The organism is Flavobacterium sp. CR10, assembly GCF_055814415.1.
The window spans coordinates 918,532-936,382 of the sequence record NZ_CP185985.1 but is presented as its reverse complement, the minus strand read 5'-3'; the positions used below and the strand labels follow the sequence as shown (position 1 = coordinate 936,382).

The window sequence follows — 17,851 nt, the reverse complement described above, 5'->3', positions numbered from 1 at the left end:
TCTCAAAGACCTATCTTTTCATTAACCTTATCATAAACTTCCTTTACTTTTTTTGGAGGATCAAATCGGTAACCGAGAGAGAGCTTTACAGTAGCGATATTATCATTCAACCTTGGATCAACTTTTTCATCTTGCGCAAAACTAACTGTATTAAGACTGGCAAAACCAAAGAAACGATCATTATTATAGGCCAGTTTTAAATTGAAATCGGCTTGATACAATGCTGAACTATCTCCGTCAATATCATTGATTCCAGCACCCAAAGCAAGTCCTGCGCCAATTAAAACTCGATTGCTAATTACAAAATTGTAAAAATAGGCGGGAGCCAAAGTAAAAACATAAATATCTCCAGGAGATGAATCTGGAGTGTTTAAATCGATATTGGTGTAATAGAAAGAGAATGACGGAATAAAACTTCCAGAGCTTTTGGTTTGCCATTCGTTTTGGCTTACCAATGTTTTAAAAGAGAATTTATCATTGAAAACATAAGAAGTCGATCCGCCAATTTTTGTGGTACGCATATTAGGCAACTGAGCCGTAATGTTATCATCGCTAATATAAAATCCTTTTTGGTTGATAAAAGTAAACGACTGCATCCATTTTTTTAAATAAAAACGGGTATTGAAATTAAAGTGCTTAGAATGAGAATCGCCTTTATTCTGACTTAGGAATTTGGGAGCAAAACCAAAACCAACGTCAATAATTTTATAGTTTAGGTTAAAACCAATCTGTTCTCTACGATTCGGAATTAGATTCACATACATTTTTGAATCCTGACCTGTAGCAATTTGAAAACTATTTGAAGTGTCTAGATAATAAACGCTGGCAGTAATTTTATCATTGTATGATTTAAAATAATGATTTTGCAGGGAATCGTTTTGGGCGAAACACCCAAAAATGCTGATAAAGAATGTGGCATAAATCAGTTTCAAGATCATGTGGTATTTAAAAATGCTTCGGAGAAGCAAAATATTTATAGCAATTATAATAATCGAATACGATTTGAAGCTCCATAGGAGCGACATAAATTAAACATCATCAAACAGATATTCATTTTTAAAATCAATATTGAATAATTTTAGAAATGCGATATATTCTTCTTTGAACGTTTTGGTTTTATGGTGCTCTTCTTGGTTTTCAATATACTTTATTACAGGTGTTAATTGTGAATGACCATACGAAAAAGCACCAAAACCAGTCTGCCATTCGAATTTCCCGTTTATCCATTTTTGTTCATTTATGAATTTGGATGAACTTGATTTAATGTCTCGTACCAAATCCGATATTGAAACATTTGGTTTTATTCCAACTAAGATATGAATATGATCTGGCATTCCGTTTATTGCAATCAGTTTTTGTTTCTGATTGGTAATAATTCCTGTAATGTATTTATAAATTTCATTTTTCCAATTTTTGGAAATTAAGTTCTGCCTTCCTTTTACAGCAAAAACAATTTGAATATATAATTGAGAGTAAGTGTCTGCCATTTTTTTAATTAAAATTATAATGAGTAAAGCTAATTAATAATTTTAATTTGTAGGATAAGTATTGTTTTTTTGTGATATGGAAAATATGTCGCCCCTCTGGGGCTTTATGCTAGGGGATGTAAATTGTTCTATAAATATTTTGCTTCTCCGAAGCATCTTTAATAATAGTCTAAAATTTTAGAAGAACTAGTCGTATATAAAAATGCTCCAGCGGAGCAAAATATTTATAGTGATTGAATCAACAACGAAAGATAAAGCGCCAGCAGAGAAGGAAATATTTGTTTTATAATTACATCAGCTCCATAAATAGTAAATGTAAAAAATGCTCCAGCGGAGCAAAATATTTATAGTAATTGAATTGACAACAAAAAGAAAGAAGCCCCAGAGGGGCGACATATAATTATCAAACTAAATAAATTTTTAAGCTACGAAACCCACTCACGCGGATTTGCCAACACATTAATCAATTTTTCTTCTTCGCTTCCTGTTTCTGGATGATGATCGTAAACCCATTGCACATGCGGAGGCAAACTCATCAAAATACTTTCAATTCTGCCGTTTGTTTTTAAACCGAACAAAGTGCCTTTATCATGAACCAAATTGAATTCAACATAACGGCCACGACGGATTTCTTGCCAAGTTCTTTGTTCTGGAGTATAAGAAAGGTTCTTTCTTTTTTCTACAATTGGCACATATGCTTCAAGGAAACTATTTCCAACTTCGGTTACAAAATTGTACCAATTTTTCATAGACATTTGCTCATTTGCTTTGCAATAATCAAAGAACAAACCGCCAAGTCCACGGGCTTCATTTCTGTGTGCATTCCAGAAATATGAATCACATTGTTTTTTATATTTTGGATAAAACTCTGGATTATGTTTATCGCAAGCTGTTTTGCATGTTTGATGAAAGTGAATTGCATCTTCTTCAAACAAATAATAAGGCGTTAAATCCTGTCCGCCACCAAACCATTGTTCGATTACATTTCCAGATTCGTCGTACATTTCAAAATATCGCCAATTGGCGTGCACGGTAGGAACCATTGGGTTTTTCGGGTGAATAACCAAACTTAATCCGCAGGCAAAGAAATCAGCTTCACCAACGCCAAACATTTTTTGCATCGTTTCAGGAAGTTTTCCGTGAACAGCAGAAATGTTTACACCGCCTTTTTCAAAAACAGTTCCGTTTTCAATAACACGTGTTCTTCCGCCTCCGCCTTCAGGACGTTTCCATAAGTCTTCACGGAATTTTGTCGTTCCGTCAACAGCTTCTAATCCAGCGCAGATCTGGTCTTGTAAATTTTGTATGTATGCGTAAAATTTGTCTTTCATGATTTTATGTATTCTGATTTAAGAAGTCCGAAGTAAACAGAGTTTTGCAAAGTGCCGTCTCCATTTCTAAATTCGTCTCTTAAAATTCCTTCTTGTTTAAAATTATGTTTTAATGCAATTCGCTGACTTGCCAAATTAACTTCTGATGTGCAGATAAAAACCTTATTCAGCATTAATTCATTAAAGCAAAATTCAAGTGCAGCTGAAACCATTTTTGAGGTAATTCCTTTTCCTTGATAATCTTCATCAATAAAATATCCAAATTCACATTTCGAGATGCGGTAATCGATGGTTTTTACACATAAATAACCAATTAAATCTTGGGTGTCTGAGTCTCGCGCAAAGAAGAAATATCCTTCTTTCTTCTTCTCTTTGTCTAGATTGAAAGCAATAAATTTTTTTGTCTTTTCTGAATCTTTGCAATAAGATAATGTAAGTGGAAAAGTTTTTTTAATATGATTTTTATTCTTTTCTATTAATTTGTAAAACTCCTCAGGAAGAATATTTTCAATTCGGTCTGTTTTCCAATCTGTAAAACTCATAAATGATTGTTTTTTAGAGATGCAATTTTAGTATTTATCCCAAAAGAAAAAACCTTGCTTTCTTGCTGAATATATTGATAAACTGCTAATGCTTTTTCTGTAAAATTATAACTTTCTATTTTAGAAAACTCAATTAAAATATCAGCAAATTGTTCTAATTGTTCCCAGTCAAAATGAAGGCGCATTAGCAATGTAATTAAATCCTCATTTGAATAATCAGCTAAAGTTTCAATGTTTAAACCAAATTCTTTCAGTTGATTTTCAATTTCTGTTTTTTGTAAATTATTTAAGGGATAAGGTACAAATACAAGAGTGCGTAACGTTTTGAGAACGTTATCAATTCTTATTTTTTCTTCGTCTCTTAAACCTTTATTCAACATAAATTAGAATTTATTCGATTTGACAGTTGTTCGGCTAAAAACTAGTTTTTCATTTTGAAAAGAATCTTTTCTACCGAAGTTTTTTAGTATTCGATAAACAAAATATAAAACAGGCAAAGTATAATAAATAAATCCCATACAGATAGGCACATATGGCTTTTCTATAAACAGTCCGCTTGATTTAACAGTTTGGAAATAATGTGATTTTTCTAAAAACTCGTTTGTCAATCCGAATGGAGGAACTATAGAATTTCCAATGCAAACCGCTAGGATTAAGAAAAAGTAGAAAACCGCTTTTGCCGCCGATTTTCCCATTTGATACACTCTGACTTCTGGCGCTACATTCGAAAAGGCAAAACGCATTCTGTTTAAAACCGTCAGAAGATAAATATACAGAATGTTAGTATTTACTACTGATTCATTAAAAGAATAAGCAAATAATCCGTAGAGCGGAAAAAACACAAAAAGTGACCATTTTCTAGGCATAACCGCCATGAAAACTCCTGAATGAACCATTATAAACTCAAAAGCCATCAAAACAGCCAAGTCATTTATAAGACTAACTGGATGTAATTCTGGATGCGTCCAAACCATGAGAAACACGTAGGCGTAATAAGCCTGAAATCCGTATTCGATAAATGAAAACGGTGAGTTTCTGTTGAGGTTTAGGTTTGCGAGCATATTTTTGAGTTTAAAGTTTTCAGTCGCAGTAAACAGAATACTGCGACTGAAAACTGAATACTATTGTCCGTATTCCTTCACAGCGTCGATAAACGCTTTGGCGTGATCTACAGGGATATTTGGTAAAATTCCGTGACCTAAATTTACTATATATTTATCTTTTCCGAATTCGTCGATCATTTCGTGAACCATTTTCTTGATAGTCGGAATTGGAGAAAGTAATCTTGACGGATCAAAGTTTCCTTGTAAAGTAATATTTCCGCCAGATAGATAACGAGCATTTCTAGCCGAACAAGTCCAGTCAACTCCTAGCGCAGAAGCTTTACTTTTACCCATTTCGCCAAGAGCAAACCAACATCCTTTTCCGAAAACAATAACTGGAGTTATCTCTGCTAAAGCGTCAACAATCTGGTTGATATATTTCCATGAAAATTCCTGATAATCAACTGGAGAAAGCATTCCTCCCCATGAATCAAAAATTTGAACTGCATTTACTCCCGATTTTACTTTTTCTTTTAAGTATAAAATAGTTGTATCCGTGATTTTTTGCAATAAAGTATGCGCTGCAACTGGGTTTGAAAAACAGAAACCTTTTGCAGTATCAAAACTTTTAGAACCTTTTCCTTCAACGGCATAACAGAAAATTGTCCAAGGTGAACCTGCGAAACCAATTAATGGCACTTCATCGTTCAGCATTTCTTTAGTCAATTTTACAGCGTCAAAAACGTAACCTAAAGTTTCATTTACATCTGGAACAAAAACTTGATTTACTTGTTCCATCGTACGAATTGGATCTGGAATAATCGGACCCAAATTATCTTTCAATTCAACGTGAATTCCCATTGCGCGAGGTACAACTAAAATATCTGAGAATAAAATCGCAGCATCTGGAGCAATTCGGCGAATTGGCTGTACTGTAATTTCAGCGGCTAATTCTGGAGTTTCGCAACGTGTAAAGAAATCATACTTATCACGAAGTTCTCTAAATTCTGGCAAATATCTTCCTGCTTGACGCATCATCCATACTGGTGGACGTTGTACAGTTTCTCCTTTTAATGCTCTTAAAAATAGGTCGTTTTTTAACATGTTTTTTATTTTAGGTGCAAAGTCGCAAAGTGACAAAGTTGCAAAGGTTTTTATTTGTATTCGTGAATTACATCCTCTATTACGTCTTCAATTGTGGGTTGATCAGCAATGATGATGTTTTTAGTGATTTTTGATAAAGCTTCTGCGGTCGTATCACCAATGCAGAAACAGATTTGTTTATTGATGGTATTCTGTTTCAGATAACTTTTTACTCCAGACGGACTAAAAAACAAAATCGCTTCTGGATTTGCTTTTATTTTCTGAGGTTGAAGCGTTGTTTCGTAAACCTGAATTTCATTGAATTTAATTCCGTTTTCCTTTAAAGCTTCAGGCAAAGTGTCTCTTCTTAAATTGCCACTGAAAAAAGTATAGCTTTCATTACCATAAATCAAAGTGATAATTTCTGCTAAATCGGAAGCATAACCTGTGTAGGCAATAACATTGAAGCCATTTTCTTCTAAAAGACTTTTGGTTTTAAGTCCAACGCAATACACATTTTTCTTTTTTAATTCTTCAGATTTTGGATTTGACAAAACGCTGTGAACAGCATTCTGACTTGTAAAAATCAGACTTTCGTTGAGGTCTTTTAATTCGAAAGGCTTATTTTCAGTTTTAATGAAATCGGCTTCGATCAACTCAACGCCATATTTCATTAGTTCCTGTTTATGAAGAGGAGATAATATTTTTGTAGATAATATTTGGACTGGATTTGCCATTATTTCTTTAGAGATTCTTTGATTTTCTGCATTAATTCCGTTCCTCCATTATTCAAAATCTCCTGGGCTGAATTGAAACCTAGTTTTTTCCATTCTGAAATATCAACCGTTTTGTCGATTTCAATTTTCTGTTTTCCATCAATAGAAAGTAAAACTCCCTGAAAATGTAGTGTGTCCTCGTCTTCGTTATATGTAACCAAAGCTCCAATTGGCGCAGTACATCCGCCTTCAAGCGTTCTTAAAAACTGGCGTTCGATGTAGGTACAGATTTCAGTTTCGATATCATTTAACTGAGAAAGTGCATCCAATGTATAATTGTCATTTTCCATTCCAACAACCAACATTGCTCCTTGAGCCGGCGCAGGAATCATCCAATCTAAATTGATGTAATTTTCAGGTTTTAAGTTAATGCGCTCCAAACCTGCAGCGGCAAAAACAGCTCCGTCCCAATTATTATCTTGTAGTTTTTGCATACGAGTATTCACGTTTCCACGTAAATCAACTACAGTATGATTTGGATATTTATTGAACCATTGCGCCTGACGACGTAAACTTCCTGTTGCAATGGTGCTTGGATTTGCAAAATCAGGATTTCCTTTATGAACTAAAATATCCAAAACATTGGCTCTTGGCAAAACTGCACCTTGAACTATACCTTTTGGTAAAGCCGTTGGAACATCTTTCATAGAATGCACGGCGATATCAATATCACCATTAATCATAGCAATGTCTAAGGTTTTAGTGAAAATTCCAGTGATTCCTAATTCGTAAAGTGGCTTATCAAGAATAATGTCACCTTGAGATTTAACCGCAACAATTGAGGTTTTATAACCCAAATCGTTTAGTAATTTCTCGACAGTATGTGCTTGCCAAAGTGCTAATTCGCTGTCACGCGTTCCTATTCTGATTGTTTTTTCAGCCATGTTTTGTTTTTTGAACCATATAAGTTATATAAGTAAATTTAAGCAGTTTGGGTAAAACACAGTTTTTAAATGAACTTATATAACTTATATGGTTTAAATTGTATTTAAGATGCTTTTATTTTGAAGACTTTTTCGATCCATTCGATGCTTTCGTCTACCATGGTATCGTCGTCTTTTAAATGATTTGCAAAATGAGTAGTGATTTTCTGAATGATTCTGTTACTGATGATTTCAGCTTGCTCTTCATTAAAATCAGCGATTTTTTTACTTTGAAAATCTAGTTCCGAAGCTTTAATAGCGTTTAATTTTTCTTTTAAAGCATTAATTGTCGGAGCAAACTTTCTGCCTTTCATCCAAGTAACAAATTCTTCTTTGATTTCTTCGATGATTGCTTCAGCAGCCGGAATGTGTAATTTTCTGTTTTCTAGAGTTTCATCTGTCAGTTGAGACAAATAATCCATGTGAATTAAAGTTACACCTTCTAATTCCTCAACATTTTCATGAACGTTTTTCGGAATAGATAAATCTAGAATCAGTAAAGGCTTTTTAAGATTCAGAATCGCTTTGTCTACCGTTGGGTTTTGCGCGCCAGTTGCAACAACTACAACATCAGCTTTTTGAAGTTCTAAATGTAATTCAGAATAATCTTTAACAATCAGATTTAATTTTCCTGCTAATTTCTCTGCTTTATCTTTAGTACGGTTGATTAAAGTGATATGCTCATTTTTAGTATGTTTTACTAAATTCTCGCAAGTATTTCTTCCGATTTTACCAGTTCCAAAAAGTAAAATGTTTTTGTTGCTGATATCTTCGACATTTTTAAGAATGTATTGTACTGAAGCAAAAGAAACCGAAGTAGCTCCAGAGCTAATTTCCGTTTCGTTTTTAATTCTTTTACTCGCCTGAATAACTGCATTTACCAATCTTTCCATAAAAGCATTGGCCAATCCCATTGATTTTGAATGTATAAAAGAAGTTTTGATTTGAGAGATAATTTCAAAATCACCTAAGATTTGGCTGTCTAAACCAGTCCCAACACGAAAGATATGATTGATTGCTTCTTGATTTTTGTAAACGAAACCCACTTTTTGAAAAGCGTCTACAGATCCGTTACTATTATCGCAGATAAGTTTTATTAATTGAAATGGATGTTCAGCAAAACCGTAAATCTCGGTTCTGTTGCAAGTAGAAGTAACTAGTAAACTTTCTATTCCATCGTTTTTAGCTTGTTCCAGCAATCGCGTCTTTGCAACTGCATCCAAACTAAATTGACCTCTGACCTCAGCATCAGCTTTTTTATAACTCAGACCAACTGAGTAAAAATAGAGGTGTTTCGGTACGTTATTGTTTTCCATAAATTCACTTTCATAAAAGTGCAACAAAATTATTACTATACCATCGATAAAAATAACGCTAAAAGTACTTTTTATGTCGCTATATGTTTTTTTGAACCTAAATGGGTGTTTTTGAGTAAAAAGGACTACTTTTGTAGCAAAATCAACTCGTTTGAAGTGATTAGTTTAGAGTCGTTCTAAATAACATTTAAACTTTATTTTGATTTTCGTTTCAAAAAAATATCGCTATGGGTTCTCAAGAAATTATAAAAATTGAAGACGACTTTACGCTGATCCGTTTTCAAAATGACAGTCTCGAGCCATTTTATGCACAGCATGAAATAGGTACTGGTCTGATACAGTTTCACTTCGGGATAAAAGGAAATGCAAAATTCTTATTCAATCAAGGCAATTATGCATTAGAATTAAAAGAAGAAAAATCGCTTCTTTTGTACAATCCGCAGAAAGAATTACCGCTTAATTTAGAACTTGCGCCAAACTCTTGGGTGATTTCTGTAATTGTTTCAATCAAAAAATTTCACGCGTTATTTTCTGCCGAAGCTGATTATATTACATTTTTAAGTCCTGACAATAAGGATAAAAAATATTATAACGAAGGAAATATCAGTCCGTCAATGGCAATTGTTTTGAGTCAGTTGTTTCATTACAATCTTCATCCGTCCATAAAAAACCTTTATTATAAAGGAAAAGGATACGAATTGTTAAGTTTGTATTTCAACAGAACTGAAGACCCAAATGCTGAACAATGTCCGTTTTTAATTGATGAAGACAATGTTTTGAAAATCAGAAAAGCTAAAGAAATTGTAATCGCCAATATGGCCGAACCTCCAGGGTTGCAAGAACTGGCAGATGAAATTGGTTTAAATTTGAAAAAACTTAAAATGGGTTTCAAACAGATTTATGGCGATACAGTTTACGGTTTCCTTTTTGATTACAAAATGGATTTTGCTAGAAAACTATTAGACAGCGGTTCTTATAATGTAAACGAAGTTGGATTGAAAATTGGCTATAGCACGGGAAGCCATTTTATAGCGGCATTCAAAAAGAAATTTGGAACAACACCAAAAAAATATTTGATGTCTATTAATGTGAATGTTTAAATTTTTTTTCGCCACGAATTCACGAATTAATCTGTGTAAATCTGCATGAAAAAATTTCTCGAATTAGTCAAATAAATTTTGAATATTCTACAATAATTAAAAAGTAATAAATATCATATTTCGAATAAAGTACAGCGTGTACTTTTGCCGAAATTTTTAAAACAAATAAAAGCTTAAAAGCAAAAAAAACATAATGAAAGGCGTATTATTAGTAAACTTAGGTTCTCCAGACAGTCCAACTCCAAAAGATGTAAAACCTTATTTAGATGAATTTTTAATGGATAAATATGTGATCGACGTTCCGTATTTATTGAGAGCATTATTAGTTCGTGGGATTATTTTAAGAAAAAGACCAGAAGAATCGGCACATGCTTATTCAAAAATTTGGTGGGAAGAAGGTTCTCCATTAGTGGTTCTTTCAGAAAGAATGCAGCAAAAAGTACAGCCTTTAGTAAATGTTCCAGTTTCGCTGGCAATGCGTTACGGAAGCATGACAATCGAAAAAGGACTTCAGGAATTGAGCGATAAAGGAGTTACAGATGTTCTTCTTTTTCCTTTATATCCGCAATATGCAATGGCTTCGACTTTGACTATTTTGGTTAAAGCAGAAGAAATTCGCAAGAAGAAATTCCCTCATATGAAATTCACTGATGTTCCGGCATTTTACAACAAACCAGACTACATCAAAAACTTAGCAGATTCTATTCAGAAACATTTAGTTGGATTTGAGTACGATCATTTATTGTTTTCATATCACGGAATCCCAGAGCGCCACATTCGTAAAACCGATGTGACAAAATCTCATTGTAAAATTGACGGTTCATGCTGTAACACGCCATCGCCGGCACATGAATTCTGTTATCGTCACCAATGTTATGAAACTACAAGACAAGTCGTTAAGTTATTAGGCCTTCCAGAAGATAAATACAGTTTAACTTTCCAATCTCGTTTAGCTGGCGATAAATGGTTAGAACCTTACACAGATGTTGAAATCGATAACATGCCAGCAAAAGGAATCAAGAAATTAGCAGTTGTAACACCAGCTTTCGTTTCAGATTGTTTAGAAACTTTAGAGGAAATCGCCATGCGTGCCAAAGAAGATTTTGAAGCAAATGGAGGAGAGGAATTCTTGGCAATTCCATGTTTGAATGATGATGATGAATGGTGTGAAACAGTTGCTTCTTGGATTAATGATTGGGCTAAATAAAAATAAATGAATAGATTAAAATATAGTGCGATATTATTTTTTGTTTTGGTAACCCTTTCAGGTTGCAAAAAAAACAATTCTCTTGTAGATAATAAATTTTACGATAAAACATTCAAGTGGCAGATTTTTGTGCCAGATGATTATGAAAAGGTAGATTTAAAACAGAAGTTAGATGTTAAAGGAGATACAACTTTAGCAAAAAAGAAACATTCAATTGTTGTTTTTAAGAAAGATGAAGCCAATTACTTTTCAGTGAATTACGAAGATTTTTTTGGAAGTGATATTCGAGCGCTTGATCTAAATATGAAATTAAAAGATTTTCTTCTTTTAAAAGATATTGGCAAAATTTATCCAAAGGGTAAAATGGGAGATTATTCAGTTAGTACTGAATATATTTCGGGTTTGCCATTTAGAAGAGCTAAAATAGAAATAACTGAGGACGAGAAAAAAGTAGTAACGTTAGTTCTTTTTTCTCGAGGTTTTAATGGTAGAATCTTTATCAATTCTATAGTCTACGAAAATGAAGATGATGGTAAAGAAATGATCGACCTTTTTAAAAAATCTACATTTAAGAAGTAATGGAATACTACAACTATCTAAAATCACTGCATCTTATATTTGTAATTACCTGGTTTGCGGGTTTGTTTTATATTGTGCGTTTGTTTGTTTATCAAATTGAAGCAAGTGAGAAACCTTCGCCAGAGAAAGAAATTTTGCAAGCGCAATACAAAATAATGGCCTATCGTTTGTGGTACATTATTACATGGCCGTCGGCAGTTTTGGCGAGTATTTTTGCTTTTTGGATGCTTTTTTTTACAGATGCAGGACACGTTTGGCTTACACAATCTTGGATGCATGTAAAATTATGTTTCGTTTTCCTTTTATATTTATATCACGGAAAATGCCATCAGATTTTTAAGCAACTGCAAAGAGATGAAGTAAAATATTCAAATAATTTTATGCGTTTGTGGAATGAAGGCGCTACGATTATTTTGTTTGCCGTTGTATTTTTAGTAGTTTTAAAAAGTGCCATCAACTGGATTTTCGGCGTAATCGGAATTATTTTATTCTCGGTTTTAATTATGCTGGGATTCCGTTTTTACAAACGAATCCGAGAAAAAAAATAAAAAAGGTTGCCACGAATTTCACGAATTTACACTAATTCTTTTTTTTGCCACAGATTAAAAGGATTTAAATGATTTTTTTAATCCTCATAATCCTTTTAATCTGTGGCAAAAATTATAAAAATAAATTCGTGCTAATTTGTGTAATTTGTGGCGAAAAAACAAAAGAACATGCTAAACTTCAAAATGTCAATGCTTTCCCTTCGTACCAGGATATTCCTGTCGATGATTGTATTGATTGTTGTGGCATCTTTTTTATTGGCTTCGATTTCGATTATTCAGTTTAAGACTGAGGCCAAAGAATATCATCAAGAACGTTTAGAACGAAAAGAAAATGCGGTTAAAGAACACATCAATTATGTTCTGGCGACTACAACTTATCCGCTAAAAACTCAGAATTTAGATTTAATTTTTAAAGATAAAATTCATGAGCTGGCGCAGATTCACAAAATTGAAATCAATATCTACAGTTTGGATGGAAAACTGCTCAAATCTTCTAAAGAGTCTTTTGCTGTTGATAAAGCTCCACCTCCAATTCCGGAATATATTCTAAAACTGGTTCGTTCTTCCATTGAAAAACGTTTTGTAGATATTAAAACGATAGATGGAGTTAAGAACCGATCTTCATACAGCTTAATTAAAGACGAAAAATTCAAGCCACTCGGAATCCTGAATCTTCCTTATTTAGAAGATGATGGTTATTACGATAACGAGCTGAATACTTTCCTGATTCGTCTGAGTCAGGTTTATTCATTTATGCTGATTGTGGCTTTTGCATTGGCGTATTTCCTTTCAACCTACATCACAAAATCACTTAAAACGATCTCTGAGAGATTAGAAGAAACCAATCTGGATCAGAAAAATGAGAAAATTGTTCTGGAAGCGAATAGTAAAGAAGTCAATTTCTTGATTACAGCTTATAACGGAATGGTGGACAAATTGGAAAAAAGTGCTATCAAACTCGCCCAAAGCGAACGTGAAGAAGCTTGGCGTGAAATGGCGAAACAAGTTGCACACGAAATCAAGAATCCGCTTACGCCAATGCGTTTGACCGTTCAGAGTTTTCAGAGAAAGTTTGATCCTTTAGCTCCTGATGTCAAGCAGAAAATGAATGATTATTCCGAAACCTTGATTCAGCAGATTGATACTATGACAGCTGTTGCTTCGGCGTTTTCGAACTTTGCATCGATGCCAGCTCAGCAAAATGAAACTTTAAATGTGGTTGAGGTTGTAGAATTGGCTTTAGATATTTTCAATGAAGATTATATTGTTTTCGAAAAAGAAGAAGAAGAAATCATTTCCAAAATGGATCGTACGCAATTGATTCGTGTCATTACCAATTTGGTTAAAAATGCGACTCAGGCCATTCCTGAAAGTCAGTTTCAGAAATCGATTGTGGTTACTGTAAAAAGACAGGATAATAATGTTGAAATTGCCGTAAAAGACAACGGAATTGGAATCCAGAAACAAGATATAGGAAGAATTTTCGAACCAAAATTTACGACTAAAACCAGCGGTATGGGTCTTGGACTCGGAATTATCAAAAACATTATCGAAAATTACAAAGGAACAATTACCTTTGAATCAACTTACGGAAAAGGAACTACGTTTACAGTTTCTCTCCCTATCACCAACTCATAAAATATAGCGTCATGAATTACGAAAATATCTTAATTTCTATTGAAGAAAAAGTTGCTACAATTACCATTAACAGACCAACCAAATTGAATGCCTTAAACAAAGCAACGATTAGCGATCTGAGTAATGCCATTCAAGCATTAGCTAAAAATGATGATGTTCGTGTTGTTGTTTTAACCGGAAGCGGAGAAAAAGCTTTTGTAGCTGGAGCAGATATTTCGGAATTTGCTAATTATACAACTGTCGAAGGCGCACAATTAGCTGCTGAAGGACAAGAATCTTTATTTGATTTTATAGAAAATCTTAAAAAACCAGTTATTGCAGCCGTTAACGGTTTCGCTCTTGGCGGTGGATTAGAATTGGCAATGGCTTGTCATTTTAGAATTGCTTCTGATAATGCAAAAATGGGACTTCCAGAAGTAACTCTTGGTCTGATTCCAGGTTACGGAGGGACACAGCGTTTGCCGCAATTAATCGGAAAAGGCCGTGCAATGGAATTGATTATGACCGCCGCAATGATCACTGCTGAACAAGCAAAAGAGTACGGTTTGGTAAATCATGTTGTGCCTCAAGAAGAGCTTTTGTCTTTTACATACGTAATTGCTCAAAAAATCATTAAAAATGCGCCATTTGCCATTGGAAAAGCGATAAAATCAATCAACGCCAATTTTAAAGATGGTAAAAATGGTTTTGATACCGAAATAAAATCATTTGGAGAATGTTTCGGAACACAGGATTTTAAAGAAGGAACAACTGCATTCTTAGAAAAACGTAAAGCAGAATTTACAGGAAAATAATTTTCTTAACCGCAAAGTTCGCAAGAAAATCTAAAAACTTAGCGAACCTTGCGTAAATCTTTGCGAACTTTGCGATTAAATAATAGACAAAGATTTTAAAAACTTAGAATCTTAGCATCTCAGAACTTTAGAAACTTAAAAAAAATGTACGAACCAATATTTGCCCTTTTTTGTGAACGAGTTAAAGAAAGCATCCAAAACGGAACTTTCGCAAAACTGACTTTGGCCAAAACGATGGGCGATACGGAACTTAAGAATGTATATTTCAGATTGGTTCTAAATGAAGATAATACATTCTCAATTTCACTAACTTTTCGATACAAAACAGAAGAAATCGAAAGCATTCATACGTTAAATGAAGCTTTACTGATTTTGGGTTCACACATCAAAAAACCTTTCTTGACTGCACTTTTGTTTACGACAGATGACGATGTGACTTTCAAAGTAAACAAAAAGAACGCAGGAAGTATTATAGAACAACCGCCAACATTTAAGAATGCTTCGCCAGTAATGTTGGAAATGATAGAGAAAGGAATTGTTTAGTTTTTAGGAGCTAATCCCGCTATCCGTTCCAATCTTTTGTGGCGAACCCCGCCACAAAAGGATTTCTACTGCTATCGGGGCTAGGAATCCCGTTTTCAAAAGAATGTTTATCGGCTAATTGTCATTTCGACGAAGGAGAAATCTTCACAAGTAACTCCGTAAAGAGAATCCAATCTTTGCCGAGCTTCTCACGAAGATTTCTCCTTCGTCGAAATGACAATATTGTATATTATTGGAAGTATTTTAAAACTATAAAAGCGTAATATATCTCTGCGAAATAACCTCTAAACCAGCTTCACAAACAAATTAGAAGCAATTTTATTCGAAATAGACAATTCTCTATCATTCACTTTAATTTTAACCGATAAATCGAAAGATTCTTTAGAAAGGAATTCAATTTTAGAACCCAATGCAATTCCTTGTTTGTCTAGATATTTCAAAAACTCCGATGAAGTATCTTTTACACCAACACAAACGCCAGTCTGATTTTCTTCCAATTCAGATAAAAGCTGTTTTTCAATTTTAATGATTCTTCCATTCGCATCTGGAATTGGGTCGCCATGCGGATCTTCAGTCGGATTTCCAAGAAAATCATCCAAACGGTTAATCAATTGCTCCGATTTGATGTGCTCTAATTGTTCTGCAATATCATGAACTTCATCCCAGCTGAAGTTTAGTTTTTCAACTAAAAAAACCTCCCACAAACGGTGCTTTCTCACAATCATTTTGGCTGCCAGTTTTCCGTTTTCAGTCAAAGAAACACCTTGATATTTTTTATAATTTACTAAATCTTTCTCTGCCAGCTTTTTAAGCATATCGGTTACAGAGGAAGCTTTCGTTTCCATAATTTCAGCAATAGCATTGGTGCTGACTTCAGTTTCTGATGCAGCAGTCAGATGATAGATCGATTTAAGGTAATTTTCTTCTGAAAAGGTCATTTTTTTAAAGATTCTAAGGTTCTGAGATGCTAAGATGCTAAGTTTCTGTTGAAGCTTTTATAAAAAACTTAGAATCTTAGAGCCTTAGTATCTTAGCAACTCTATTTAACAATCAACAAAGGTATTGAAATTTTATGTCTCAATTTATCTACCGTTGTGCCGAAAAGAATATCTTTTAGTCCAGTGTGGCCGTGGGTTCCCATAACGAGAATATCAAAATTGCCTTCGTTTATGATTTTCGGAATTATTTTGTTTGGTTTTCCAAAACCAAGTTCTGTTTTGATCTTAAATCCTTTTTCTGAAAGCATGTCTTTGTATTTCAGCAATAATTTCTCATCGATTGTGGTTTCATGATCATGAACATTAACGCCATACACTAAGGCACCCACCGTTTCTACGATGTGAATGAGTGTATATTCCGTGTCAATGCCACCCAATTCAAAGGCTTTATTTAAAGCCGCTTCATCGGCATGTGAGAAATCTACAGAGACAGCAATGTTTTTAATACTCTTACTTTCTCTTGGCGAAAACTTCAATTTTAGGTTATGAGGCGAATGATTTATAGCTTTTGATTTGAATTTGGCAATAAATGGTTTGAAAACGATGTATAATAATAAAGCTGAGAATCCGAAAGCTAGCGGAACAACCGTAAGCCAAAGAACCATTGGATGGTCTGAATTTGCTAACCACGAAGTGATTTCGTCATAAACCAATTTGGCATTCAAAGAAACAATGATAGACGCAATAATCCAAGAAACCACTTGCGTAGTTCTAGAAATATGAAAACCTTTCATTTTAGACTTATCACTCACAAAATGAATTAACGGAATAATGGCAAATCCGAGTTGTAAACTTAAAATAACCTGACTTAGAATTAGCAATTTCCCCGTTACGCTTTCGCCATAAATTAAAATTACGATTACAGCAGGAATAATGGCAATCAAACGCGTTATAATTCTACGAACCCAAGGCTGAATTCTGAAATGAAGATAACCTTCCATTACAATTTGTCCAGCAAGCGTTCCTGTTACGGTTGAACTTTGACCTGCAGCGATTAAAGCGACAGCAAATAAAATAGGCGCCCATTTGGTTCCTAACAACGGTTCCAGAAATTGGTGCGCGTCTTGAATTTCGGCAACTTCAAACATTCCGTTTTTATGGAAAGTCGCGGCGGCAAGAATTAGAATAGCTGCGTTTACGAAGAAAGCGAGATTTAAAGCAATCGTAGAATCGATCAAATTGTATTTTAATGCTTGTTTGATTCCCGCTGGAGTTCTATCAAATTTTCGTGTTTGCACTAAAGACGAATGCAAATACAAGTTGTGCGGCATTACAGTTGCTCCGATAATTCCGATCGCGATATATAAAGCGGCTGAATTTGGAATCGAAGGAATAAGCCCAGCTAAAACTTTGTGCACTTCTGGTTCTGCAAAGATCATTTCAAAAATGAAAGAGAACCCAATAATAGCCACTAAAGCAATAATGAAGGCCTCCATCTTCCGAATTCCTTTATTGATTAGGAAAAGCAATAAAAAGGTGTCTAAAACGGTAATTAGAACAGCTTCGAGTAACGGAATTCCGAAAAGCAGATTAATTCCGATTGCCATTCCGAGAACTTCTGCCAAATCGCAGGCAGCAATGGCAATTTCGGCAAGGAAATATAAAATGTAGTTGATGTATTTTGAATACGTTTCTCGAGAGGCTTGTGCAAGATCGCGCTGTGTTACGATTCCGAGGCGCGCACTTAAGCTCTGCAAAAGCAAAGCCATTAAATTACTCATCAATAAAACCCAGACTAAAGTGTATCCGAATTGGCTTCCGCCAGCAATATCGGTTGCCCAGTTTCCTGGATCCATGTAGCCGACACTTACAAGATAAGCAGGGCCTAAGAAGGCTAAAATTTTTCTAAAACCCTTTTTTTTATTTTCTGTAGAAACCGATTCGTGGACTTCTTCTAAAGATTTGGTCATTGTAAAAGTATTGTTTTCACAAATATAGAGAAA

At 34.2% G+C, this 17,851-nt stretch carries 19 protein-coding genes; 7 read left to right on the top strand and 12 right to left on the bottom strand.

Annotated elements, in window-relative coordinates; genetic code table 11:
* Positions 1–2: 2 nt before the first annotated feature.
* The 10 genes from ACNRYB_RS04350 to hemA all read right to left on the bottom strand — a co-directional run bounded on the left by ACNRYB_RS04350 (position 3) and on the right by hemA (position 8,501).
* A complete protein-coding gene (locus ACNRYB_RS04350; RefSeq protein ID WP_242502561.1) occupies positions 3–1,025 on the bottom strand; it encodes a DUF4421 family protein in 1,023 nt (340 codons plus the stop codon).
* A 3-nt stretch (positions 1,026–1,028) separates the two neighbouring features.
* Positions 1,029–1,487 (bottom strand): IS200/IS605 family transposase, encoded by a 459-nt coding sequence (tnpA, locus tag ACNRYB_RS04345; RefSeq protein ID WP_129747790.1) that lies wholly within the window; start codon positions 1,485–1,487, stop codon positions 1,029–1,031.
* A gap of 425 nt (positions 1,488–1,912) precedes the next feature.
* Positions 1,913–2,818: an oxygen-dependent coproporphyrinogen oxidase gene (gene hemF / locus ACNRYB_RS04340; protein ID WP_473729344.1), complete on the bottom strand. Its 906-nt coding sequence runs from the start codon at positions 2,816–2,818 to the stop codon at positions 1,913–1,915.
* Positions 2,815–3,360, bottom strand: coding sequence for a GNAT family N-acetyltransferase (locus ACNRYB_RS04335; protein WP_473729343.1), 546 nt, complete (start codon positions 3,358–3,360; stop codon positions 2,815–2,817). The genes hemF and ACNRYB_RS04335 overlap by 4 nt, the downstream gene beginning before the upstream one ends.
* Positions 3,357–3,740: a hypothetical protein gene (locus tag ACNRYB_RS04330; protein ID WP_129747793.1), complete on the bottom strand. Its 384-nt coding sequence runs from the start codon at positions 3,738–3,740 to the stop codon at positions 3,357–3,359. Before ACNRYB_RS04330 ends, ACNRYB_RS04335 begins: the two co-directional genes overlap by 4 nt.
* Positions 3,741–3,743: 3 nt before the next feature.
* A complete protein-coding gene (locus tag ACNRYB_RS04325) occupies positions 3,744–4,421 on the bottom strand; it encodes a hypothetical protein (protein WP_129747794.1) in 678 nt (225 codons plus the stop codon).
* Between the two features lie 60 nt (positions 4,422–4,481).
* Positions 4,482–5,507, bottom strand: coding sequence for a uroporphyrinogen decarboxylase (hemE, locus tag ACNRYB_RS04320; protein WP_129747795.1), 1,026 nt, complete (start codon positions 5,505–5,507; stop codon positions 4,482–4,484).
* A 50-nt stretch (positions 5,508–5,557) separates the two neighbouring features.
* Entirely contained in the window at positions 5,558–6,223 is a 666-nt protein-coding gene (locus ACNRYB_RS04315; protein ID WP_473729342.1) for a uroporphyrinogen-III synthase, read from the bottom strand.
* Positions 6,223–7,146: a hydroxymethylbilane synthase gene (gene hemC, locus ACNRYB_RS04310; RefSeq protein ID WP_473729341.1), complete on the bottom strand. Its 924-nt coding sequence runs from the start codon at positions 7,144–7,146 to the stop codon at positions 6,223–6,225. Before hemC ends, ACNRYB_RS04315 begins: the two co-directional genes overlap by 1 nt.
* Before the next feature lie 104 nt (positions 7,147–7,250).
* Entirely contained in the window at positions 7,251–8,501 is a 1,251-nt protein-coding gene (gene hemA / locus ACNRYB_RS04305) for a glutamyl-tRNA reductase (protein WP_129747798.1), read from the bottom strand.
* 227 nt (positions 8,502–8,728) lie between these two features.
* Between hemA and ACNRYB_RS04300 the strand changes: the two genes are divergently transcribed.
* The 7 genes from ACNRYB_RS04300 to ACNRYB_RS04270 all read left to right on the top strand — a co-directional run bounded on the left by ACNRYB_RS04300 (position 8,729) and on the right by ACNRYB_RS04270 (position 14,910).
* Complete coding sequence (locus ACNRYB_RS04300; protein ID WP_129747799.1) at positions 8,729–9,601, top strand: AraC family transcriptional regulator; 873 nt, start codon at positions 8,729–8,731, stop codon at positions 9,599–9,601.
* 193 nt (positions 9,602–9,794) lie between these two features.
* Positions 9,795–10,808: a ferrochelatase gene (hemH, locus tag ACNRYB_RS04295; RefSeq protein WP_473729340.1), complete on the top strand. Its 1,014-nt coding sequence runs from the start codon at positions 9,795–9,797 to the stop codon at positions 10,806–10,808.
* Positions 10,809–10,814: 6 nt separating this feature from the next.
* Entirely contained in the window at positions 10,815–11,387 is a 573-nt protein-coding gene (locus ACNRYB_RS04290) for a hypothetical protein (RefSeq protein WP_473729339.1), read from the top strand.
* Positions 11,387–11,935, top strand: a complete 549-nt coding sequence (locus tag ACNRYB_RS04285) for a CopD family protein (protein ID WP_473729338.1) — start codon at positions 11,387–11,389, stop codon at positions 11,933–11,935. The genes ACNRYB_RS04290 and ACNRYB_RS04285 overlap by 1 nt, the downstream gene beginning before the upstream one ends.
* Before the next feature lie 222 nt (positions 11,936–12,157).
* Entirely contained in the window at positions 12,158–13,573 is a 1,416-nt protein-coding gene (locus ACNRYB_RS04280; protein WP_473730233.1) for an ATP-binding protein, read from the top strand.
* An 11-nt stretch (positions 13,574–13,584) separates the two neighbouring features.
* Positions 13,585–14,367 (top strand): enoyl-CoA hydratase/isomerase family protein, encoded by a 783-nt coding sequence (locus ACNRYB_RS04275; protein ID WP_473729337.1) that lies wholly within the window; start codon positions 13,585–13,587, stop codon positions 14,365–14,367.
* A 144-nt stretch (positions 14,368–14,511) separates the two neighbouring features.
* Positions 14,512–14,910: a hypothetical protein gene (locus ACNRYB_RS04270; RefSeq protein WP_129747805.1), complete on the top strand. Its 399-nt coding sequence runs from the start codon at positions 14,512–14,514 to the stop codon at positions 14,908–14,910.
* A 284-nt stretch (positions 14,911–15,194) separates the two neighbouring features.
* Here the strand turns inward: ACNRYB_RS04270 and ACNRYB_RS04265 are convergent, their stop codons facing one another.
* Positions 15,195–15,848, bottom strand: a complete 654-nt coding sequence (locus ACNRYB_RS04265) for a metal-dependent transcriptional regulator (RefSeq protein WP_111368214.1) — start codon at positions 15,846–15,848, stop codon at positions 15,195–15,197.
* 101 nt (positions 15,849–15,949) lie between these two features.
* A complete protein-coding gene (locus tag ACNRYB_RS04260) occupies positions 15,950–17,818 on the bottom strand; it encodes an Nramp family divalent metal transporter (RefSeq protein ID WP_473729336.1) in 1,869 nt (622 codons plus the stop codon).
* Positions 17,819–17,851 lie beyond the last annotated feature (33 nt).